This is a genomic window from Erysipelothrix tonsillarum DSM 14972, assembly GCF_000373785.1.
GTDB lineage: Bacteria > Bacillota_I > Bacilli_A > Erysipelotrichales > Erysipelotrichaceae > Erysipelothrix > Erysipelothrix tonsillarum.
In genome coordinates, this window is sequence record NZ_KB892379.1 from 157,109 (window position 1) to 178,978 (window position 21,870).

General features: G+C 36.2%; 21 protein-coding genes and 10 tRNA genes. 13 read left to right on the top strand and 18 right to left on the bottom strand.

Annotated features, from left to right (window positions below):
* Positions 1 to 26 precede the first annotated feature (26 nt).
* Together B096_RS0106440 and B096_RS0106445 are read left to right on the top strand one after the other, a co-directional pair.
* Positions 27 to 350 (top strand): PadR family transcriptional regulator, encoded by a 324-nt coding sequence (locus B096_RS0106440; RefSeq protein WP_244264579.1) that lies wholly within the window; start codon positions 27 to 29, stop codon positions 348 to 350.
* A complete protein-coding gene (locus B096_RS0106445; protein ID WP_018579934.1) occupies positions 347 to 1,255 on the top strand; it encodes a permease prefix domain 1-containing protein in 909 nt (302 codons plus the stop codon). Before B096_RS0106440 ends, B096_RS0106445 begins: the two co-directional genes overlap by 4 nt.
* Positions 1,256 to 1,275: 20 nt before the next feature.
* On the opposite strand, the gene B096_RS0106450 is transcribed toward B096_RS0106445, so the two are convergent.
* The 6 genes from B096_RS0106450 to B096_RS0106475 all read right to left on the bottom strand — a co-directional run bounded on the left by B096_RS0106450 (position 1,276) and on the right by B096_RS0106475 (position 3,210).
* Positions 1,276 to 1,725, bottom strand: coding sequence for a low molecular weight protein-tyrosine-phosphatase (locus B096_RS0106450; protein WP_018579935.1), 450 nt, complete (start codon positions 1,723 to 1,725; stop codon positions 1,276 to 1,278).
* A 13-nt stretch (positions 1,726 to 1,738) separates the two neighbouring features.
* On the bottom strand, positions 1,739 to 2,440 hold the full coding sequence (locus tag B096_RS0106455) for an LrgB family protein (protein WP_018579936.1): 702 nt from the start codon (positions 2,438 to 2,440) through the stop codon (positions 1,739 to 1,741).
* Positions 2,441 to 2,442: 2 nt separating this feature from the next.
* Complete coding sequence (locus B096_RS0106460) at positions 2,443 to 2,793, bottom strand: CidA/LrgA family protein (protein WP_018579937.1); 351 nt, start codon at positions 2,791 to 2,793, stop codon at positions 2,443 to 2,445.
* Positions 2,794 to 2,960: 167 nt separating this feature from the next.
* A tRNA-Lys gene (locus B096_RS0106465) sits at positions 2,961 to 3,036 on the bottom strand.
* A 4-nt stretch (positions 3,037 to 3,040) separates the two neighbouring features.
* A tRNA-Thr gene (locus B096_RS0106470) sits at positions 3,041 to 3,116 on the bottom strand.
* Between the two features lie 18 nt (positions 3,117 to 3,134).
* A tRNA-Val gene (locus B096_RS0106475) sits at positions 3,135 to 3,210 on the bottom strand.
* A 205-nt stretch (positions 3,211 to 3,415) separates the two neighbouring features.
* On the opposite strand from B096_RS0106475, the gene glpK reads away from it, so the two are divergent.
* On the top strand, positions 3,416 to 4,894 hold the full coding sequence (gene glpK / locus B096_RS0106480) for a glycerol kinase GlpK (RefSeq protein WP_018579939.1): 1,479 nt from the start codon (positions 3,416 to 3,418) through the stop codon (positions 4,892 to 4,894).
* Positions 4,895 to 4,959: 65 nt separating this feature from the next.
* Here glpK and B096_RS0106485 read toward each other — a convergent pair whose 3' ends face one another.
* The 10 genes from B096_RS0106485 to B096_RS0106530 all read right to left on the bottom strand — a co-directional run bounded on the left by B096_RS0106485 (position 4,960) and on the right by B096_RS0106530 (position 9,578).
* A complete protein-coding gene (locus B096_RS0106485) occupies positions 4,960 to 5,787 on the bottom strand; it encodes a GNAT family N-acetyltransferase (protein ID WP_018579940.1) in 828 nt (275 codons plus the stop codon).
* 244 nt (positions 5,788 to 6,031) lie between these two features.
* Positions 6,032 to 6,105, bottom strand: a tRNA-Gly gene (locus tag B096_RS0106490).
* A 164-nt stretch (positions 6,106 to 6,269) separates the two neighbouring features.
* Positions 6,270 to 6,659: a cupin domain-containing protein gene (locus B096_RS09670; protein ID WP_018579941.1), complete on the bottom strand. Its 390-nt coding sequence runs from the start codon at positions 6,657 to 6,659 to the stop codon at positions 6,270 to 6,272.
* Between the two features lie 347 nt (positions 6,660 to 7,006).
* Positions 7,007 to 7,080: transfer RNA gene (locus tag B096_RS0106500), tRNA-Gly, on the bottom strand.
* 8 nt (positions 7,081 to 7,088) lie between these two features.
* Positions 7,089 to 7,164, bottom strand: a tRNA-Lys gene (locus B096_RS0106505).
* Between the two features lie 7 nt (positions 7,165 to 7,171).
* Positions 7,172 to 7,255, bottom strand: a tRNA-Tyr gene (locus B096_RS0106510).
* 13 nt (positions 7,256 to 7,268) lie between these two features.
* Positions 7,269 to 7,344 (bottom strand) — tRNA-Thr (locus tag B096_RS0106515).
* Positions 7,345 to 7,349: 5 nt separating this feature from the next.
* Positions 7,350 to 7,425: transfer RNA gene (locus B096_RS0106520), tRNA-Val, on the bottom strand.
* A gap of 251 nt (positions 7,426 to 7,676) precedes the next feature.
* Entirely contained in the window at positions 7,677 to 8,657 is a 981-nt protein-coding gene (gene pta, locus B096_RS0106525) for a phosphate acetyltransferase (RefSeq protein ID WP_018579942.1), read from the bottom strand.
* Positions 8,658 to 8,750: 93 nt separating this feature from the next.
* Positions 8,751 to 9,578, bottom strand: a complete 828-nt coding sequence (locus B096_RS0106530; RefSeq protein WP_018579943.1) for a helix-turn-helix domain-containing protein — start codon at positions 9,576 to 9,578, stop codon at positions 8,751 to 8,753.
* A gap of 96 nt (positions 9,579 to 9,674) precedes the next feature.
* Here B096_RS0106530 and B096_RS0106535 point away from each other — a divergent pair, with 96 nt between their 5' ends.
* From B096_RS0106535 to B096_RS0106545, 3 genes are all read left to right on the top strand, one after another.
* On the top strand, positions 9,675 to 10,778 hold the full coding sequence (locus B096_RS0106535; RefSeq protein WP_018579944.1) for an ABC transporter ATP-binding protein: 1,104 nt from the start codon (positions 9,675 to 9,677) through the stop codon (positions 10,776 to 10,778).
* 54 nt (positions 10,779 to 10,832) lie between these two features.
* Positions 10,833 to 11,135 (top strand): hypothetical protein, encoded by a 303-nt coding sequence (locus B096_RS0106540; protein ID WP_018579945.1) that lies wholly within the window; start codon positions 10,833 to 10,835, stop codon positions 11,133 to 11,135.
* Between the two features lie 154 nt (positions 11,136 to 11,289).
* A tRNA-Gln gene (locus B096_RS0106545) sits at positions 11,290 to 11,364 on the top strand.
* Positions 11,365 to 11,666: 302 nt separating this feature from the next.
* Here the strand turns inward: B096_RS0106545 and B096_RS0106550 are convergent.
* Complete coding sequence (locus tag B096_RS0106550) at positions 11,667 to 12,410, bottom strand: IclR family transcriptional regulator (protein ID WP_026254142.1); 744 nt, start codon at positions 12,408 to 12,410, stop codon at positions 11,667 to 11,669.
* A gap of 235 nt (positions 12,411 to 12,645) precedes the next feature.
* Between B096_RS0106550 and B096_RS0106555 the strand changes: the two genes are divergently transcribed.
* From B096_RS0106555 to B096_RS0106585, 7 genes are all read left to right on the top strand, one after another.
* Positions 12,646 to 13,008, top strand: a complete 363-nt coding sequence (locus B096_RS0106555) for a CidA/LrgA family protein (RefSeq protein WP_018579947.1) — start codon at positions 12,646 to 12,648, stop codon at positions 13,006 to 13,008.
* 1 nt (position 13,009) lies between these two features.
* A complete protein-coding gene (locus B096_RS0106560) occupies positions 13,010 to 13,711 on the top strand; it encodes an LrgB family protein (RefSeq protein WP_018579948.1) in 702 nt (233 codons plus the stop codon).
* Between the two features lie 24 nt (positions 13,712 to 13,735).
* Positions 13,736 to 14,506, top strand: a complete 771-nt coding sequence (locus tag B096_RS0106565) for a 2-keto-4-pentenoate hydratase (RefSeq protein ID WP_018579949.1) — start codon at positions 13,736 to 13,738, stop codon at positions 14,504 to 14,506.
* Positions 14,507 to 14,515: 9 nt separating this feature from the next.
* Entirely contained in the window at positions 14,516 to 15,289 is a 774-nt protein-coding gene (locus B096_RS0106570) for an HpcH/HpaI aldolase family protein (RefSeq protein ID WP_018579950.1), read from the top strand.
* Between the two features lie 568 nt (positions 15,290 to 15,857).
* Positions 15,858 to 18,665, top strand: a complete 2,808-nt coding sequence (locus B096_RS0106575) for an InlB B-repeat-containing protein (protein ID WP_018579951.1) — start codon at positions 15,858 to 15,860, stop codon at positions 18,663 to 18,665.
* A gap of 176 nt (positions 18,666 to 18,841) precedes the next feature.
* Positions 18,842 to 19,750, top strand: a complete 909-nt coding sequence (locus B096_RS0106580; RefSeq protein WP_018579952.1) for an ABC transporter ATP-binding protein — start codon at positions 18,842 to 18,844, stop codon at positions 19,748 to 19,750.
* On the top strand, positions 19,743 to 20,975 hold the full coding sequence (locus B096_RS0106585) for an ABC transporter permease (protein WP_018579953.1): 1,233 nt from the start codon (positions 19,743 to 19,745) through the stop codon (positions 20,973 to 20,975). Before B096_RS0106580 ends, B096_RS0106585 begins: the two co-directional genes overlap by 8 nt.
* A gap of 62 nt (positions 20,976 to 21,037) precedes the next feature.
* Here the strand turns inward: B096_RS0106585 and B096_RS0106590 are convergent, their stop codons facing one another.
* Positions 21,038 to 21,823 carry an aspartate dehydrogenase domain-containing protein gene (locus B096_RS0106590; protein ID WP_018579954.1) on the bottom strand — a complete coding sequence of 262 codons (786 nt, stop codon included), beginning with the start codon at positions 21,821 to 21,823 and terminating at the stop codon, positions 21,038 to 21,040.
* Positions 21,824 to 21,870: the final 47 nt, after the last annotated feature.

Sequence of the window (21,870 nt, forward strand, 5' to 3'; positions counted from 1 at the left end):
GTGGTTTAATGCTGAGTAGTGATGTAATGAGAGGGTATAATGACACGATCGTTTTGTTTATTCTGAGAGAAAATGATTCGTATGGGTATGAAATAGGACAAAAAATACATGAATTATCCGAACGAAAGTACACAATTAAAGAAACAACACTTTATTCTACTTTTTCACGATTAGAAAAAAATGGATACATTGAGTCTTATAGTGGTGGAGAAGAAACAAAAGGACGTCGACGTACTTACTACCATATTACGGAACAAGGAAACCAGTATTATAAAGAAAAATGTGAGGAATGGATCCTCGTAAAAGAAATTATTGATATATTTACCCAAGATGAGGAGGAATTACAATGAATCAAATATTAGACTATATTGAGGTGATGTTTAAATCACTACCTCAAACCAAAGAAGTAGAAGAACTTAAACTCAATATCAGTGACTCGATGGAAATGAAGTATAAACAATACATTGAAGAGGGAAAAAAAGAAACGGAAGCAATTGGACTCGTAATTGGTGAATTTGGGAGTATTGATGAATTGAAAGAAGCGTTAGAAATAAACGATGATTATCAGGATGTGGCATATTTACCACAGAAACGTGTTGAATCATTCATGGTGTTCATCGAACAATTTGGATTAATGATTTCAATTGGAGTTGGAACCATCATGATTGGCCTTGGTGCAGCAGATTATTTTGAGAATCTGATCTTTTTCTTTGCAGCGGTTTTAATTGGTGTCGTTATTTTCGTTTATTATGGTATGGTCTATGCGACTTATGAAGATGTAACACAAAAAGGAATTATCGACCCAAAGCAATATCAAGTGTTAAAAAATAGAAAAAATCAGTATCAAAAACCATATATTATAATGATTGTAAGTGGGGTAGCGTTATGTATCCTTGCGGTGTCAATAGCTTTCTATTTGGAGGAATTTCGCGGTAACGAGCAATTTACACCTGTTGTATTTATGTGTATTACCGCAATTGCTGTCATGATGTTTATTAACGCAGGAGTAAAATATTCACATATCACATCACTAATTGAACGATATGAATTCTTCGAAAAAACAAAGGACGTCACGATGTCACAAGATGCTTTAAAACGCAAAGAAAAAATAGAAAGCCTTACCGGTGTCATGATGGGGATCGCTGCCATGATCTATCTCGTTCTAGGATTTACAATGAATTTATGGCATCCGGGTTGGATTATTTTTCCGATAACGGTCTTAATGGGTGAATTGATTTCTACATTTAAAAATTAAAAAAAGGAATAAACCGAGGTTTATTCCTTTTTACTCAAATATGCATTCCAAGCTTGGGAACCTTCTAAAACAAGACGTTTTGTCTCTTCAAAATCCCCGGTATAATAAGGGTCGGGTACTTCATGACCTTGCAATGAATCCACTGCATCTAAAAATAAATGGATCTTATGCTCAGTCCCTTTAGGCGCAATGTTGAGCAAGTCGCGCACATTACTCTTATCCATACCAATAATATAGTCATAATTCATAAAATCTGATATTTGTATTTGGGTTGATGTCATTTTATCGGTAGAGATACCCATGTTATGAAGAATCTTCGCAGTACCGGGATGGACGGGATTTCCATGTTCCCATGAACTAGTAGCTGCGGATTGAACAGAGTACTTATCACCATATAGGTGTTTAAAAATTCCTTCGGCCATAGGGGAACGGCAGATATTTCCAAGACAAACAAATAAAATTTTTTTCATAATTCACCTCTATTTATATTATAGCAGTAATAATTTTTAACGTAAGGGGACTGATTGCTACGGTCACAAGACCTGTGATGATAAGGGCGAGCGTAGCCATAGTACCTTGCAATTCGCCCATTTCGATTGCTTTTGAAGTTCCTACAGCGTGTGCCGATGTGCCTAAGGCGAGTCCTTGAGCTAAGGGGTTTTGAATTCTGAAAATTTTATTTAGAATTGGAGCTAATGCTGCCCCAAGAATACCTGTGACAATGACAATACAGATTGTCAGCGTGGTCATCCCGCCAAGACTTGTGGAAACATCTGCAGCTATGGCAGTAGTAACAGATTTTGGAATGATGGTTGCAATCATGCGGGTATCAAGATGTAGTACAAGGGATAAGATAAGGATACAAATAGCATGTACTAATACACCCGTTAATGTACTGATAACAACAAGTTTTTTATATTTTTTCAATAAATCCATATTGTTATAAAGGGGGATTGCCAATGCAACTGTTGCGGGACCGATAAGTGCGGTTAAAAATTTACCGCCTTGATTGTAACTCTCGTAATCGATTTTAAAGAGGGTTAAGAATCCGATTATTGTTATGGCAGTAATAAGGAGTGGGTTGAGAAGGGGCGATTTAAATTTGCGCTGTAATTTCTGTGCGCCTAAATAAACACCGAAGGTCAGCACAAGACCAAAGAGGGGACTATTTAATAATACATCCATAATTAGTGCACTCCTTTCTTATTTAAAAATTCGGCGATTACACCCGTTATGATATAAGTAATCAAAGTAGAAAAAATCAAAACAATCGTTATATCAATCCAGGACTTTTGAATTATGTCAAAGTAAGGCATGATACCGACTGTCGCAGGAACAAATAAGAAAGCCATATTATTTTTAAGCCAAGACCCAGATTCATCAATCTGCTTTACCTTAATGAGTTTGGTCTGCAATGCACCAAAGAGCAGAAAGAGTCCGACAATACTTCCGGGGACAGGTAAATGGAAGAGTGTAGTAATGGTTTCTCCCACATAAGAGAATGCGAGAATAATAAATAATTGACTGAGTATATTCATGTTTGATCTCCTTAACAAAACTGCATTCATTTTATCACTTTTCGTTTCCATTGTGTAATTAATTGAAAATGTTATCGCTTTCGATGCCAAAAAAAGAAAATGAACGAAAATTCATGGTTTGAATATAAAAAAAAAGCACCTTGAAGGTACTTATAATTTATTATAAATGGTGTCTCGTGTAGGACTCGAACCTACGACCCACTGATTAAAAGTCAGTTGCTCTACCACCTGAGCTAACGAGACAACATGGTGCCGACTAGAGGACTTGAACCCCCAACCTACTGATTACAAATCAGTTGCTCTACCAATTGAGCTAAGTCGGCATTTTGAGCAAAAAAAAATGGTGGAGGTTAACGGGCTCGAACCGCTGACCCTCTGCTTGTAAGGCAGATGCTCTCCCAACTGAGCTAAACCTCCGAGTTACTTCCTTAATGCTTTACTATATTAACAAACATATTACACATTGTAAAGTAAAAAAAGCTAAAAAAGCGAAAATAGTTTTTAAAACGGATAAACGTGATTGATGATATGCAATATTAGCATCTTAAAGATGTTTTTAGATTAAAGAAATTCCTATTCTCATATAAGAGAATGGTATAATAAAATAAATAAGGAGATGACCATGAAAGACTATATTATTACACTTGATCAAGGGACGACAAGTTCCAGAGCAATCATTTTTGATAAAGACTATAATCTCATTACAAAAGCACAAACAGAAACAACCCAAATTTATCCTCAACAAGGCTGGGTTGAACAAGATCCAATGGAAATATGGGCGACCCAAAGTGGAGTGCTTAATGAAGTGCTCGCTCGTGCAGGTATCAGTCCCGAGCAAATTGAAACAATTGGGATTACGAACCAACGGGAAACAACTGTAGTTTGGAATCGTCATACGGGACGCCCCATTTATAATGCTATTGTATGGCAATGTCGTCGTACTGCTCCTATCTGTGATGAATTACATGAAGCGGGTTTGTCGGATTATATAAAGGCGAACACGGGTTTAATTATTGATGCCTATTTTTCGGGAACAAAGGTGAAATGGATTCTCGATCATGTAGAAGGTGCGCGTGAACTAGCCGAACGTGGAGATCTATTGTTTGGAACGGTAGATTCGTGGTTACTCTATAAACTTACGGGTGGAAAAGTTCATGCGACAGACTATACCAACGCTTCGCGAACGATGTTGTACAATATCAAGGCATTAGAGTGGGATCAGACCATCTTAAATGCATTAAACATCCCAACATCAATGCTCCCCAAAGTATGTGACAGTAGCCATTTATATGGCTATACGAACATTCAAGGATACCAAATTCCAATTACAAGTATGGTGGGGGATCAGCAGGCTGCTTTATTTGGGCAAACCTGCTTTAATTCAGGTGATGTTAAAAATACTTACGGAACAGGGTGTTTTCTACTCATGAATACAAAGGATCAATTTGTTGAAAGCAAGAACGGACTTCTTACTACAATTGCGATTGCTTTAGACGGCAAGGTAGAATATGCATTGGAAGGTTCGGTTTTTGTAGCTGGTGCAGTAATTCAGTGGCTAAGAGATGAATTAGGAATTATTGATGATGCAGCTGATGTAGAATATTTTGCGCAAAAAGTTCCCGATAGTGGGGGTGTTTATTTTGTGCCGGCTCTTACCGGTCTGGGAGCACCTTATTGGGATATGGATGCAACAGGGACAATTTTTGGCCTGACACGTGGTACCAACAAAAATCACATTATACGTGCCGCGTTAGAATCAATTGCATACCAAAGTTACGATATTATGAAAGCGATGGAGGATGACTCGAGAATTAAAATAAAATCGCTTAAAGTTGATGGTGGAGCATCGAGTAATGATTTCCTCATGCAGTTTCAGGCGGACTTACTTGATGTAAATGTTCAACGGTCATTTACACCGGAATCGACATCCCTGGGTGCTTGTTTTTTAGCGGGACTCCAAACCGGGTTCTTTAAAGACAAAACAACCTTGTTAAACGGGCAAAATAAAAATAAAGCGTGGGACAATCGGATCAGTGATGAAGAACGCAAACAAAAATTAGCGGCCTGGCACCATGCAATCGCAAGAACCCTTACAAAATGAGAAAAGCACATACGGTCTATAGACTGTGTGTGCTTTTTGTTTATTAATAATCACCCAGGAAATAATTAAAGGTCAAGTTTGAAACTATAGTAGTGATCTTGTTCTTTAAAACCATTGGCTGTTGCCGACGCGAGAGCGATCGCATCTTCAGTATCGACGAAAAAGATAATGTCTTCGACCCCTTGATCTGCGCAATAGCGAACCGATCGATTTAGAAATTCATATGCAGATTCCATACTTGCGTAAAAAGAAAAAACTTCAGCGTGAATTCGATTATATTTTTTGAGCGTAATTGAACTGACCACGTCTTGATTTTTTAATTCCATAAAGACAAACCATGGTTTCTTATTGCGGAAAATTTTATCGGCTGACCAAAAAATATCGGGGTTCACGAAATCATGGTGTTGCTTAAAGCGAAATTCATTGGACTCCAAAAGAGGTTCCATATGGAGTGTAGATTGTTTTAATTTAGGGATTCGCTCAACATCGAGTAGCATAACGGTACAATTATCTACAAGCTGAGCATTGAATTCATCAAGTCCATCGAGGGCTTCTTGATTCGATTGGGGAAAATCCATTAAAAGTTGGTATCCGGGGAAAGCATTCTTAAGATAAGCAACAAAACGAGCTAAAACTCCCTGAAAAGGAGCTGTGGTATAGATACCAGCAACCGTTTGTATATAGCGCGCATCTTCTGCGACCATAAAAGCACCAAAACCGATAATGTCATTTTCATCATTATAATCAGCGAGACAGAGCGCGTTTTTAAGCGTTTTTGAAAACGCTGACTTTGATTTGAATTTAGGGTAGGATTGCGTCTGAGGATTAGTCTGGTGGTACCAACTATATTCAATTGCATTATCCAAGTCTATTGAATCACATGTACGTATCATACAAACCTCCTTTTCGACTATTATAGCGTGGATATGGGAATAGTGAAAGATAAAAAAAGCAGAATCAAGGTTCTGCTTTTGCTTTCGATCACATATCTTGAGCACTTTCATAATAACGATTTAAAAGTGCTAAGTCAATCGTATCACTGAAGTGAGCAATTCACTCGTAAATTAATTTATAAATACACGCTCAAACTCGCTAATTGAGCACAAAAAAACCGATTAATCGGTTTGGTTAGTTATTTGGAGCGGGTGAGGAGAATCGAACTCCCGTAGCCAGCTTGGAAGGCTGGAGTTTTACCATTAAACTACACCCGCAAGGTTCGCTTGCGTAACTATTCTAACAAAATCATGGGCGAAAGTAAATATATTTTGTTGATAAATTTATATTAAGAGGTTGATTTATGAGGTTATGTTTTAAATTAGGTCGACTACTTAGATGTGTGGCGAATAAAAAAAGACGTTCAATGAACGTCTTTCATCTATTTCGTTTCTTGCTGTGTATTGAATGGATGTTTTACTGGGGAGTAAATGGAGAATAATTTCATTGTTGTATCACCAGCATTTTTGATATTGTGCCATGTATTTACAGGTACAATAACCATTGCTCCTTCGTGAGCTTCTTGTTGAATCGTGAGATTATCTTTTTCATATCCCATCTCTACATAGCCTGTTCCTTCAACAATAAAAAGAATTTGATCTTCATTATCGTGAATTTCAAGTCCTACATCGCCACCCCCAGAAGGGATACTCATGAGTGTTACTTGAACATGCTCACCAGTCCATAATGTCGTACGATAACGATCATTTTGTCGAGCGAGGTCGGCAATTTGGAAAATACTTGGATGTTTACCATAGTCTTTTAATTCCATATTAATCACTCCTTTTCTATATTTATATTATAACGCTTATTTAAATAAAAGAGCGACAATGAGATGAAATCATCAAAAAATGTTTTGACTGAAGAATATTCGATAATTGGACGATAAAATAATAGTGAAAATGGAAAAGTGAACCGATGAATGATATTGGATTGTTATGCTTTCTATGGAGTTAAACTAAAATTATTTAATATTCTAATAGATGCAACATATTCTATTTTTATAATAAATTCCACGAAGTAAAGATACTTCAATCAGGTTATTATATAGTATTAAATAACCAGTGTGAATAAATAAAAAAAAGTTACTGTTACAGTAACTTTGAATTAAATTTAAATTGGAGCGGGTGAGGAGAATCGAACTCCCGTAGCCAGCTTGGAAGGCTGGAGTTTTACCATTAAACTACACCCGCATTTTGAATGGTGTCTCGTGTAGGACTCGAACCTACGACCCACTGATTAAAAGTCAGTTGCTCTACCACCTGAGCTAACGAGACAAAAGAATGGTGGGGAGAGGCGGATTCGAACCGCCGAACCCTAAGGAGATGATTTACAGTCACCCGCGTTTAGCCACTTCGCTATCTCCCCATTCTATTCAAAATGGTGCCGACTAGAGGACTTGAACCCCCAACCTACTGATTACAAATCAGTTGCTCTACCAATTGAGCTAAGTCGGCATATATGGTGGAGGTTAACGGGCTCGAACCGCTGACCCTCTGCTTGTAAGGCAGATGCTCTCCCAACTGAGCTAAACCTCCAGGTCTGTTACGTTTGTTTGTATTCCTTAACGCCTTAATAATATACCATACGCTTCTCGATATAGTCAACAGTAAATGTGCATTTATTTCAATTATTTTGCTAAAGTTTTTAATATTGGTTAAAAGGTTCTTGTAAAGGTACAAAACGACTCTGATTTCGGTATTTAAAGGCTTTTTAAAGCCGTTTCGAAAATATAAATGATTTATAAATCGCAATAAAAATAAAAGAACACTCCGAAGAGTGTCCGTTATTATTTAATTAATGTTTGAGCTGCAGTAATAATAGCAAGCTTGTAAACATCTTCTTCAACACAACCACGTGATAAATCTGATACTGGTTTGTTAAGTCCTTGAAGGATTGGTCCAATAGCTTCATATCCACCTAGACGTTGAGCAATCTTGTAACCAATATTTCCTGATTGAAGATCTGGGAATACAAAGACGCGAGCGTTTCCTGCTACTTTTGATTCAGGTGCTTTTAATTGAGCAACTGTAGGAACAAAGGAAGCATCAAACTGTAATTCACCATCAATTTGATATTCAGGAGCAAGTTCTTGAGCAATACGTGTTGCCTCAACAACTTTTTCAACTTCTGGACTCTTTGCAGATCCTTTTGTTGAAAAACTGAGTAACGATACGATTGGATCAATATCAAACAATTCTGCTGTTTTAGCACTTTCAACTGCAATTTCGGCTAATTCTTGTGAATTAGGGTTGATGTTGATTGCGCAGTCTGAGAATAAGTAAGATTCATTACGTTTAAAAATAATGAATGCACCGCTTGTACGGCTTACTCCAGGTTTTGTTTTAATGATTTGTAATGCTGGACGCACAGTGTCACCAGTTGAGTGGATTGCACCACTAACCATTGCATCTGCTTCACCCATATAAGTTAACATAGTACCAAAGTAGTTTACATTTTTAACCCATGCATAAGCATCTTCTTTAGCTAATTTACCTTTACGACGTTCAACAAGTGCATCTACCATTGCTTCTTTTTTGTCTTCTGGGTATGTTTCTGGATCGATAATCTCTACTTTATCCATCAAGAAACCTAAATCTTGAGCTGACGCAAGAATTACTTCTTTATTACCTAAGATGATTGGATGACATAAACCATCAGCTGCTAAACGTACTGCAGCTCCGATAATACGAGCATCTACACCTTCTGGGAAAACGACTTTAATATCTTTCCCGGAAATCTTTTCTTTTAAACCTTCAAATAAATCCATTTGTAAGTTTACCTCCTATATACAATAAACTATTATACACCAAATGTTCTCTCATGAAAGAAAATGGCTTAAAAAGAAATCAAAAAGAACAGTTTATATAATAAGGAGGTATGCTAAGAGAAGGTCATCGAGGTGTCGTAGCGATAAACCCGTCAGCTCAAAAAACTTATCTAGCCGATAATTTAAGGTGTTTCGATGGATGAAAAGAGCTTGGGCGGTTGAGGTCACATTACCTTCATTTTCCCACATACTTTGAATCGTCTCAGCCATATCATCGAGGGATAGGATCTGTTGACGTAATGCTCCTGCGACAGAACTTAATCGTATCGCTGGTGAAATATAGGTTTTTAAATACGTTGTAGAAAAATTATTAATCCGCGCAGGATAGCCTGATTTATGGAATAACATTGTTTCTTCTTTGAAGAGCGAACGCAAGTCATCATTAATCATTCGATCAGAGCCTATATATAAGGAAGTGTTTGTGGAGAAATCATCATCAAGCGCACCAATAAATCCATTGAGCGCTTCGATATCATAATCACGTTGATTCATTACCAAAACACCAGAATGATTATTAATATAGAAAGCATCAACAGAACTTTCAAAAAAATGTTTAAATGTTTTCAACCATAAATCATGATTGCGGTCTAAAAACTTTACATGAAAATGAATGAGATGATGTAAGCGCGTAGAGGAGATATTTAATGGTTCATTATGCATTAAATATTGATACCACGGTGAAGTCTGATCCTGTTCTTTAAACATCATTAGTAATAAATCTTTCTCGGTTTTATTTAATATAGTTGCATCAATCATAAGGTATTGATGTCCATCATGAAGGACAAGTTCATGATCCTGCGCATTATTTATCTGACTTACCCGTGCACTGGGGTAGAGTTTTTTTAGGTCATTAAAAGTCATATGGTCTCCTTGCACAATTTCTTTGTTCAACAATACTATATCATATTTGTAACCGCTTTATTATAATGGGGTTAAGAAAGTTAAGAGGTGGAATGTATGGCAAATATTAGCTTGAAAAGTATCTATAAACGTTATGATAAAAACGACCATGATACGGTTATTGATTTTAATTTAGAAATTAAAGACCAAGAATTTATTGTTTTTGTAGGACCATCCGGATGTGGTAAATCGACAACATTACGTATGATTGCAGGACTTGAAGATATTACATCAGGAGAATTATGGATTGGTGATCGTCTTGTAAATGATGTGGAACCAAAAGACCGTGATATCGCAATGGTTTTCCAAAACTATGCTCTTTATCCTCATATGACAGTTTATGATAATATGGCGTTTGGGTTAAAAATTCGTAAAACACCTAAAGATGAAATTGATAAAGCGGTTAAAAATGCTGCTGAGATTTTAGGGTTGGATACTTATTTAGATCGTAAACCTGCTGCATTGTCCGGTGGAGAACGTCAACGTGTTGCGTTAGGTAGAGCAATTGTCCGTGATGCCGAAGTGTTCTTGATGGATGAACCGTTAAGTAACTTGGATGCTAAGTTGCGTGTTGCTATGCGTGCTGAAATTACAAAACTTCATCAACGTTTAAAAACAACAACAATCTATGTTACTCATGACCAAACTGAAGCTATGACCATGGCTGACCGTATTGTTATTATGAAGAAAGGCCTCGTACAGCAAATTGGTACGCCAAAAGAGGTTTATAATGCACCGAATAATGTATTCGTAGCGGGATTTATTGGATCTCCAGCGATGAACTTCTTTAAAGGACGTATTGAAAATGGACGCTTTATCGCAAGTACTAATCTTAATGTGCCAATTCCCGAAGGGAAATATAAAGTACTACAAGGAAATGGTTACGAAGGTAAAGAGGTAATCTTTGGTATTAGACCTGAGGACATACATGATGAGCCTTTAGTACTTGATGCTCAGCCAGAATCCATTGTGAAAGCATCGATTACAGTATCAGAACTCTTAGGTGCTGAAACAATGGTTCATGCCTCTATTGATGGACAAGACTTTATTTCACGCCTTGGAGTAAACCAAGCGTATGCTTCAGGCCAAGAAGTCGAATTGTCTATGAACTTAAGTAAAGGACATTTCTTCGATATTGATTCCGAAAATGTTATTAAATAGGTTATAATAAAAGGAGACGATGGTCTCCTTTTTTCCTATATATAAGGAGAATCTATGAAAGATCATAAAAATATTATTTATTTACTCATTGGAACGATGTTAGTTTTAATTAGCTATGGTGCGAGTCATGTATTTCCTGTTGGTTTTTATACTTTGTTGGAGTATTTGGCTTCGATTGTTATGTTAGGAATCGTATTGATTGGAATTGGAAATGTTATCATTGGGAAAAAGGATAAGAAAAATCCAACAGTTGATTATGCGAAACAACGGAACGAATTGATAAGTGCATCTACAGATATGTTTTTTATTCTCTTACCCATGTTGGTCGTAATTGTGTATAATTACGTTTCTCATTAAAGTTTTGCACTTTAATTACAGTGGTCGTTGTTGAACATAAATCACAATATGCTGTTATTTTTCAAAAGAAATTTTTTTATGCAAAAAAATGCATTTTACCCCTTGCATTGCCTACGTGTTATGCTATAATAAACAAGCAAACAAGGAATGATATTGGGCCATAGCCAAGCGGTAAGGCATCACACTTTGACTGTGACATTCCCTGGTTCGATCCCAGGTGGCCCAGCCAATTATATAAACTAAAGCGAATTCTATTCAGAATTCGTTTTTTTTTGTTCGAAAAGAAATAGATATAAAAGTTACTCTATAAATAAAAAAGGGTTTATCTAAATGATAGGCTTAAATATCAGTTATAACTTGTGTTACTACTGACTTAAGACTTATCAGTTACGGAAGGGTCGTTTTGTTAAGGTTATATGCGAAAAAAAGTAATGAAAGTGCAAAATGATATAAAAAAGCATTGATATAATTTATCAATGCTAAATAACATAGGTATGTTTAAATATTATATAAGATTTTAATCATAAGAATTTAACGTTTTGAAATTGATTCTGCCGCTGCCACAACATCTTTAATGATGTTTGGGAGAATTTCATCAGTCATTGCGGGGGTAAGTTTCGATACACTGATTGCACCGACTACATCGTGATTTGAATTGAATATTGGAGCAGCAATACATTTTAACCCTTCAACCATTTCTTCATCATCAATTGCATAACCATTTTCACGTATTTTCGATAAATCTGCACGTAATGCTTCCTCATTTTGAATTGATTTTGGTGTAGGCGTAGGAAGTGGGTTTATAAGAATATATTTTTGCAAATATTCCTCACCAAGAAAAGCTAACATTGCTTTGCCAACACCCGTACAACTCATAGGTAACCGATTCCCAATATAGGATAAAGAGACAGAATGATTATAATCCTCAAATTTTCCGATATAAACCACATTACCTCTATCCGGTATGGTTAAATGGACCGTTGTTTGATAGTTTCGTTGTAATTGTTCGCAGTAAGGTAATGCGATTTTAGTGAGAGGGTTACGAGTGCGATAGAGCGAACCCAGTTCCAGATTTTTTATTCCAAGTGAATATTTTTTAGAAATAGGATCTTGGACGAGTAGATTATTTACGACAAGCGTATTAAGAATATCGAATGTTGAACTTTTTGAAAAAGACGTCAAATTTGTAATTTCGACTAAACTCAAGGACTCATGATCATAAAAACAGTTTAAAATTGCGACACCTTTATCGATTGATTTAATTATTTTCATCATCACACCTCATTATTTTCATTCTAGCATACTTTAATCGTAAATTGTGTAAACGCTTGAAGATTTCAAATTATAAATTACTGGTTTAGATAATTCAATATGAGGAACTTAATTAAAAAATTTCCATTAATTTATACCAATAAATACCTTCTCACGAAATTGACAGCGCTTTCATTGGGCGATAAAATAATATTATCGGATGCAGTCCGACAATGGCGGATGATAGAAAGGAGAAAATATGAAATCACTACGAGGTTTTTTAGTGATACTTTTATCACTAATGTTGGGGAATCTAATTACTACACTGACAAAATTACCAATTCCGGGTTCAATATTTGGGATGTTAATTTTATTCTTACTTTTAATTTCAAAACTCGTAAAACTTGAAACAGTAAGTGATGCTTCAAGTCTGCTAATCTCGCTCATGATGATGTTATTCATACCTGGAGCTGTAAATCTAATGAACGTATATGAAAAATTTTCTGGAGTTATTCCACAATTATTAATTATCGTTATTGTTACCACGTTACTTATTTTAACGGTATCAAGTCTTACAGCTGACAAATTAATTTCGAATAAAGAAAAGAAAGGAGAGAAATAATATGACACTTGTTTATCAATTTCTTGATAATCCATTATTTGGCGTTACATTGACAGTAGGGGCTCTAATTCTTTTTCAAATCCTTTTTAAGAAAACAAAGAACCCACTACTCAACCCACTAATATTTGCGATCATTGGGATTATTGCATTTCTTAAAATAACGGGAATTCCTTATGAGAGTTACGCAAAAGGAGGCAATATTATTTCCTTCTTCTTAGGCCCAGTCACTGTGGCATTAGCTGTACCGCTCTATAAACAATTTGATAAACTAAAAGCAAATGCAGTACCAATTCTTATTAGTATTACGACTGGGGTTGTAGTAGCAATTGTATCTACAGTTCTTATGGGTAGAGCATTTGGGCTCAGCCCAGAGATGATCGCATCATTAGCGCCTAAAGCGACAACCACGGCAATTGCAATGGACTTATCAGCAACAATGGGAGGAGACCCAGCGCTAACTGTAGCCTTTGTTGTTGTAGCGGGAACGACAGGATTTATTATCGGAGAACAAGTCCTGACGTTACTTAAAATCAAGAGCAAAACAGCAAAAGGGATAGGGCTTGGAACGTCTGCACATGCTTTTGGAACGAACCGTGCGCTCCTTATGGGAGAAGAAGAAGGTGCGATGAGTTCGTTAGCAATTGGTGTAGCCGGAATTATCACAACATTTCTACTACCAATTTTAATTAAAATTTTGATGTAAATAAACGAAAGTGAGGAATAAAATATGAATGAACTCTATAATAAATCGGCTGATGATTTGTACGAATCAGAACTTGTAGGAGAACCAATTGAACAAATTTCACAACGTTATCCTGAGTTTGAAATTGATGATGCTTATGCGATTCAACAAATAAATACGCAACGTAAGATTCAAAATGGCCGAAAAATTTCAGGTAAAAAAATAGGACTTACTTCGGATGCCATGATGAAAGCGGTAGGGGTTAAAGAACCGGATTACGGAATCTTATTTTCAGATATGAAAGTAGATTCAGTAGTTGCAAAAGGGTCACTTATTCAACCTAAGGTTGAGGGAGAACTCGCATTTATTTTGAAATCAGATTTGACGGGTACGATTACCTATGAAGATGTAATTAACGCAACTGATTATATTGTACCTGCAATTGAGGTGTGTGATTCACGCATCAAAGATTGGAAGTTAAAAATTGTAGATACAATTTCTGATAATGCTTCCTGTGGTGCATATGCGCTAGGGGGGATTAAAATTGATCCTCGAAAACAAGATTTGAAGGAAATAGAGATGACACTATATCAGAATGGAGAATTTGTAAATGAAGGGAAAGGGATTGACGTTGCGGGAGACCCTGTAAATGCGGTGGTTTGGCTAGCAAATCGATTGCAAACCTATGGCGTTGCATTAAATGCTGGCGATGTAATCCTATCGGGATCATTCACCGCATTTATCCGTGCATATTCTGGTGATGAGATTGTGTGTGATTTTAAAAAATTTGGAAAGGTAACCCTAAATTTTGAGTAAAGGTGATGTATGAAAAATAATATAAAAAGTAAGATGGGGAAAGGTGAAAAGACACTTGGTACATTCCACGAACTGGGAAGCGCTTCTGCGATTGAGTGTCTTGGATACGCAGGGTTAGACTATGTTGTTATTGATACCGAACATGGCCCATTTGAACCAGAATCAGTGCTTACCTATATACGAGCAGCCAAATTGAGTAACATCGATCCGTTTGTTCGTGTTCCAGATAGCTCTCGAAAATCTATTTTAAAATCATTGGATGTTGGTGCCAAGGGCTTAATCATTCCTAATATTCAAACGGTTGCGGAGGTAAAACGTGTAGTTCAATATGGTAAATACTTCCCCCTTGGAGAGCGTGGGGTTGCACCTACCGCAGGTAGTAATTTCTGGCAAACAGAGACTGCTGCGAAAGGTCTTGAAAACTTCTTCCAAACAAGTAATGAAGAAACAATGATTATTCCACAATGTGAAACACTTGGATGTCTAGAAAACATTGAAGAGATTGTGAATTTGGATGGTGTTGATGGCATTTTTGTTGGACCCTATGATTTATCAACAGCTATGAAAAAGCCTGGTCAGTTTGATAATCCAAAAGTAATTGAAGCAATTACACATATTCTGAATGTGTGCAAAAAAGCTTCAAAATTCTGTTTTATATATGCAGGTTCCATAGCTGAAATAGGACAACGCTTTACAGAAGGTTTTGATTCAGTTACCTATAGTATGGATGCATTGATATTTATGGATGCCATTCGAAATGTAAAAAGTAGTATTAAGAAATAATCCTCTCTAAATCTAAAGATTCATAAAGAATTGAGTAGAATTTAGAATTATCAAAGTGTTGATGCATATAAATTCTGTGTCAACACTTTTTAAATGTCATTGCTTTCTTCAATCAGAATCGTATTTTGAATGTGTCCAAAAAAAATGAGATTTGGACATAAAATGACACGAATCGAAAAAGTAATAAGAACGAAAATGAAATTTGGATACATAATTAAGAATTAGGCTAGATATAAGTATGACAGAATACGAATTATGTAATTGCATTACTATGTAGTAGTGGAGCGATGCTTGTTAATAAAAAAGGAATATAACAAGTAAAAATTTTATACATACTAAATCCGCAAAAAATGTAAAACGTTATTTTTTTTATTTTAAATATTATCTTTTTATACATATGGTTTTAAACGAGAAAAACAAGTAAAAGAACGGTGTTTATTTCTTGAGGTTGTGTGTACTTTATTTATAAGAATATGAAAATTACTTGATAACATTAATAGTGCCATTGGTTACAAAATACCATTCCTATTATGAATTATAAATATAATTCTCTTACGGAGGTAGTCATATGAAAAAACATAACCAACTTATGAAGAAATCACTAGCGCTTTCATTAAGTGTTCTTTTAGGAGTAAGTTCTGTGCAAGTCGCATTCGCAAATGATGACACAGAATTACCAAAATTAGAAGAACAAACCGAAATTAATGAAACCAATCTAGAGGATACAGAACACATCGCGACTCAAGAGGAAGAAAACGATGAAACTGAATCTGAAATTATAGAGGAAAATGAAGGTGAGACTGAGCACGTTACTGATTCCGAGACAGAGAATGTCGTAGAGGATACGGAAACTAAAGAACCAGTAGAGAAACCTAAAAAAGAAGCGCGTGCTATGGTAGCACCATCAGCTTATGGTATTACTACGGTAAATGACATCACGGAACTTACAAGTGCATTAAGTGCAGCTTTAGATGGTGACATCATAAAACTCGCTCCAGGATTTGTAGTAGGAGATGTAACACTCCAAGCACCAAATGCTGATGTAACGTTGGATGCAAGTAATGTGGAGTGGACGCTATCAAAAATTAAAATTGAAGGTGCAAGTACAAAGAAATTTACTATTGTCAACTTAAACATGAATGGTGTTGGTAATAACAACGTGCTTCTAAACATTAATCGAAGCGCCGGAGAGACAATTATCGCAAACAGTAAATTTTACGATAACAACGTAACACCAATCATTATTGAATCGGGATCATCTTATACCGAAATTATTGATACCGAAATCACAGGAAATACGGGTGTAAATGGGGCTTCCGCCATTGGTTTGGGTGTAGCAGGTAATATTGGTATTAAACATAGTACAATCGCAAATAATACCGGAACAGGTGCAGGGTATGAAACAGGGGCTATTGCATCAAAAAATTTCACAGGAAATATAACAATTGATAATACAAGTTTCAAAAACAATAAAAATCAATCTGTAAATAGCGGTATCTTCGGTGGTGGCGGCGGTGCCATGTCGTTGCACTATTTCAGAGGAAACTTATCGATTAATCAATCATACTTTAAAGAAAATCAAGCAGGTGGTAGTGGAAATGCACCAACCTATGATGGCGGTGCTATTTATATCATTGATGGTCGTGATGGCGCATCCGTTTCCATTGACCAAACAACATTTGAAGGAAACATTGCGAAAGATGACGGTGGAGCAATCATGTTCCAAGGGTCTGGTAATCCAGGACTTACAACCAACATCACTAACAGCACCTTCTATGGTAATAAAGCTTACGGAGTGAATGGCGGTCATGTTTCTGGTGGCGCAATCCAGTACTTTAAAAATGGTGGTTCATCCCAAATGGATAATTATATTTCCGGAACAACCTTTGTGGATAATGAATCCGGTAATGAAGATACCTCTGGGAAACAATCAGGTGGTGCAATCGGACGGAGTGGTGCCGGATGGTTCGCAACTGCAGCGGTAAATACAAATGGATCCTTGTATCTAGGCAATAAAGTTTACGAGGATGGCGTTATTAATGAAAATAGCGGTGGAAAAGATATTTCAGGTTTTGTAACGAATGCTCAAGGAAATAATATCTTGAAAGCAGACCAAGGTACTGCTGCAGATGCAGCACAAGCAAAACGTGATGTATTTGGAATCACAAATCCTCATTTAAGCATTGATCAATCCGATATTATTGCAGGTATGGAAGATGAAATTATTCCGACATTGCCAATTAAACCTCAAGGAAATGCTGATGATACATATACACACACGAAGGCCCTTGGAAATTATGACCAACGTGGTAAAAAACGACTAAAAGATATTGGTGCTGTTGAGTTATTATGGATTCAATACGATGCCAATGGTGGATTATTTGACCTTGTGGATATGGCTGACTATGAAGGGGAAGCATATTATGAAAAAGATGCGTCTTCTGAAATTCATAATTATTATGATATCCTTTCAGCCGATAGTTCGAAAGAAGAACAAACAGAAGATGGATTACATCCTACTCGTCCTGGCTATAAATTTGCAGGATGGTCAACAACACAAGGTGCAACGCAACCTGACTTCCCACTCAATGGTCATACACCGATTCAAGTTGGAGAACAAAATGTAACACTTTATGCAGTATGGCGCGTTGCTGACGAATTTACTGTAACCTATCATGGAAATGGACATACAGGCGGTGTTGTCCCAACCGATAATAAACTTTATGATACTAATGATTCCGCAACAATTTTAGATGCAGGAACGATGATTAAAGATGGATTCAAGTTTGTTGGTTGGAATAGTGCAGCTGATGGAAATGGACAAGATATCGCCATCGATACAATCATAAGTATGACAGCAAATATTGATTTATATGCAAAATGGGAAGAAATTATCATTCCTGTTGTTGAAGAATATACCGTAACCTACCATGGAAACGGGAATACAGCAGGTATTGTTCCTACGGATACAACGCAATACTTAAAAAATACGGATGCTACTGTAAAATCTGCCGAATCGATGATTAAAGATGGATTCAAGTTTATTGGGTGGAATACTGCAGCAGACGGAACAGGAAAAAATGTGTTAGTGGATGAAAAATTAACAATGATAGCAAATGTTGATTTATATGCACAATGGGAAAAAGAAACGAAACCTGTTGGTCCAACGAAACCCGATGAACCAAGCAAGCCAGTTGATCCAACGAAACCGGAAAAACCTGTAAAACCTACAGAACCTAATAAACCGGGCTCAAATGGAAATAATTCTGAAAATCTTCCTCAAGCAGGTGTTAGCGATAATCAATCCGGATTATGGTTAAGTCTTGCCTTAATGGGTCTCGGATTTATCTTAATTCCAAAAACTAAAAAAGACTAAAGGTTTGAACCACGATTTTAATAATCGTGGTTTTTTTGAAATGTTTTTCGAATTTCAAAGGATTAATTATTTTTTTGTTTATGTCATTTAGGTCCGAATTTTGGTTAATTAGCAAGATCTTGGTTATTTCCTAAATTATCGTGTTAATCTAGAGACAGTTATTGAAGGAGAAAGCTATGAAATTAAAATTTAATCAAATTAATAAATATTTCGATACGCATCACGTTCTCAAGGATATATCCTTTGAGGTGAATAGTGGACAAATTTTTGGATATCTTGGTCGAAATGGTGCTGGAAAAACAACATCAATCCGAATCTTAATGGATGTATTCAAAGCAAACTCAGGCACGATTACTATCGATGGGAAACCATTTAAACCTGAAGATTATCGTATTGGATATCTTCCAGAAGAAAGAGGTATGTATTCAAAGACACGCGTAATTGACCAATTAGTTTATTTTTCAATGCTTCGGGGTGCAACAAAAGATGAAGCACTTACCTCTGTTAAGCATTGGGCAAAGCGATTTAAAATTGAAGATTATCTGGACCGCAAATTAGAAACCCTTTCGAAAGGGAACCAACAAAAAGTACAAATTACGCAAGCATTCCTTAATAATCCGGACATCTTAATTTTAGATGAACCCTTTAGTGGATTAGATCCCGTTAATTCCCAAGTTTTTCAAGATGCATTAACTGAATTTATCGCTGAAGATAAAATAATCATCTTCTCCAGCCATCAAATGAGTTATGTTGAAACATTTTGCGATGATATCGCAATTATTAATCAAGGAACAATCGTTCTTAACGGTTCCCTTAAAGAAATTAAAAAAGAATTAGGGAAAGACAAAATTCAGATTGCTGCGCATAATTATACGCATAAAGACCTCATGAATATTTTGGCGCAGAAAGATATTCGTGTTGACCTAGACGACAAATCAGTGATTGTTCAACTACCAGAATCTATGAGTAAAAAAGAATGGATGCGCTCCATTGTAGAATCGGATATTGACGTTAAGTTATTATCTGACTATGAACCAAGTCTCCAAGATATTTTTGTAGGGAAAGTGGGGGATCATAATGAGTAAATTTAAAACGGTATTTAAATTTGAACTTCTAGAGATGCTTCGTAAGCGAAGTGTCAAAGCAACAACACTGGTTATTTGTATCACTATGATTGTAATGACTTCCATTCCTTCCATACAGAAACTATTTCCAGATAAAAACGAATCAGAAACTGTGCCAATTGCAGGTGAAGTAGTAAACAATGATCAAGGGTATATTATTGAAGATGAAACCATCAATTCGAATCAATTAGCGACGCTTTTGGGACAAGAAAAACTGAATCAGTTTGAAAGTGAAGATGCACTCAAACAAGCCGTTGTGGATAAAGAGATAAAAAAAGGTTATATAATCCATAATGCAACATCCTACAAAATTCTTACGATTGATCAAGACATGTTTGGTTTTGATAGCGGTATGATTGAAGATGCGCTTCGTCAAATTGCAATTGAACAAAATTTTAAAGCTAAAAATATTGATATTGAACAAGCGAATGAAGCTATGCAAGTCACCATAAATTCAGATGTCGAAACGATTGGAAAAGATTCATCACAAGGATTTTTTGTAGCTTATGTAATCCTTTTCGCAATGTATATGCTGATTCTCTTCTTTGGACAATCAGTCGCTACATCAGTCGCTCGTGAAAAGGATAGCCGTACAATGGAATTGCTTATTACAAGTACGGATCCTAAGATATTAATTTTAGGAAAAGTCTTCGCGATGGGGATGGTAGGAATTTTACAGGTAGGTGCTATTCTACTCGCTACATTCATAGGCTTTATGATTAATAAAGTCAATTATAGTCCAGATATCTTGATGATGGTCCAAGGATCATTAACGCTATCGACCGCACTTGTTTATTTAGTATTCTCGATTGCTGGATATATTCTCTATCTTTACATCTTTGCAGCATTAGGGTCCTTGATTTCAAAAGTCGAAGATGTTAGTTCAGCAATTACACCGATTACATTACTATTTGTTGTCGCATTCTTCATTGCTTCGACAAGTTTACGTGTACCGGATAGTCAATTAACAATTATTAGTTCGTATGTTCCTTTTGTTTCCCTCTTCACGATGCCGATTCGATATATGTTAACGTCAGTAAGCATCATTGAAATCTTAATTTCAATGGCAATCATGCTGTTCTCCACATATATTATCGCTCGTATTTCAGTTTATATTTATCGTTTTGGATCATTAAATTATGGAAACAAAATAAAGATTAAGGACATTCTTCGTACACGAAAATAAAAACTCGATGATTATCGAGTTTTTTTAAAATTATTGATTATAATTGCGGTTGAAGGGAATGTTTAAAAAACAATTGGTGCAACAACGTTTTGTAATACAGCAACAATACTCCATCCTGCAACACGACTGGTGCGACTGTAGATTTTTAAATCAGTTTTAATTTCATCACCTTCAAGCATGATGCGGTGTTCATCACCCACATAGCCAGGAATTGCGTTAATCTTGAGTGTAGTGTCTTCTGGACCTGCACTTGCTAGAGCAATTGCTACTGATACATTAACATGTGTTGGTAAAGCAGCGATTGCTTCTTTGGTTGTTCCTGAGAAAACTTCTACAGGTTCTTGAATATCAATTAATCCTTCACGATTTAGTGAAGTATGTACAAGTGCGCGTGGAGACTTCATACCAGTCATTTTTACGTTTACAGGACTCATAAGAGTAGCGGTACGTAAGATATCAAATCCTCCGACGGCTCCACTTGCAATATGAACTTTTCTTTCTGTTTCACGAGCGACACTTTGAATGTGGTTATAGAAGGAAGCATCTGCAAAAGCACCAATAGAGAGTACAACAAGGTTTGAGCCTGCTCTAAGAACTGTTTCTGTATAATCTATAACTGACTTAACGGAAGCTGCTTCAGCAGTGTAATCAGGCTCTAAAGCCATTAATTCTTCAATCGTTGAACACGCTTTGCAACCATAGTGATTTGCAAAAGCCTCCGTACGCATTGCATTACGTCCGAGGACACCAACGAGTTCATATTCTGGGAGGTAGCCATCAACCCAAGCTTGAGCGACGATATCATTTAGAAATCCAGGCCCAATTAAAGCTAATTTTAGTTTTTTCATAATAGTTCCTTTCTTATCGAATACATGTATCTTAACACATATTTCAT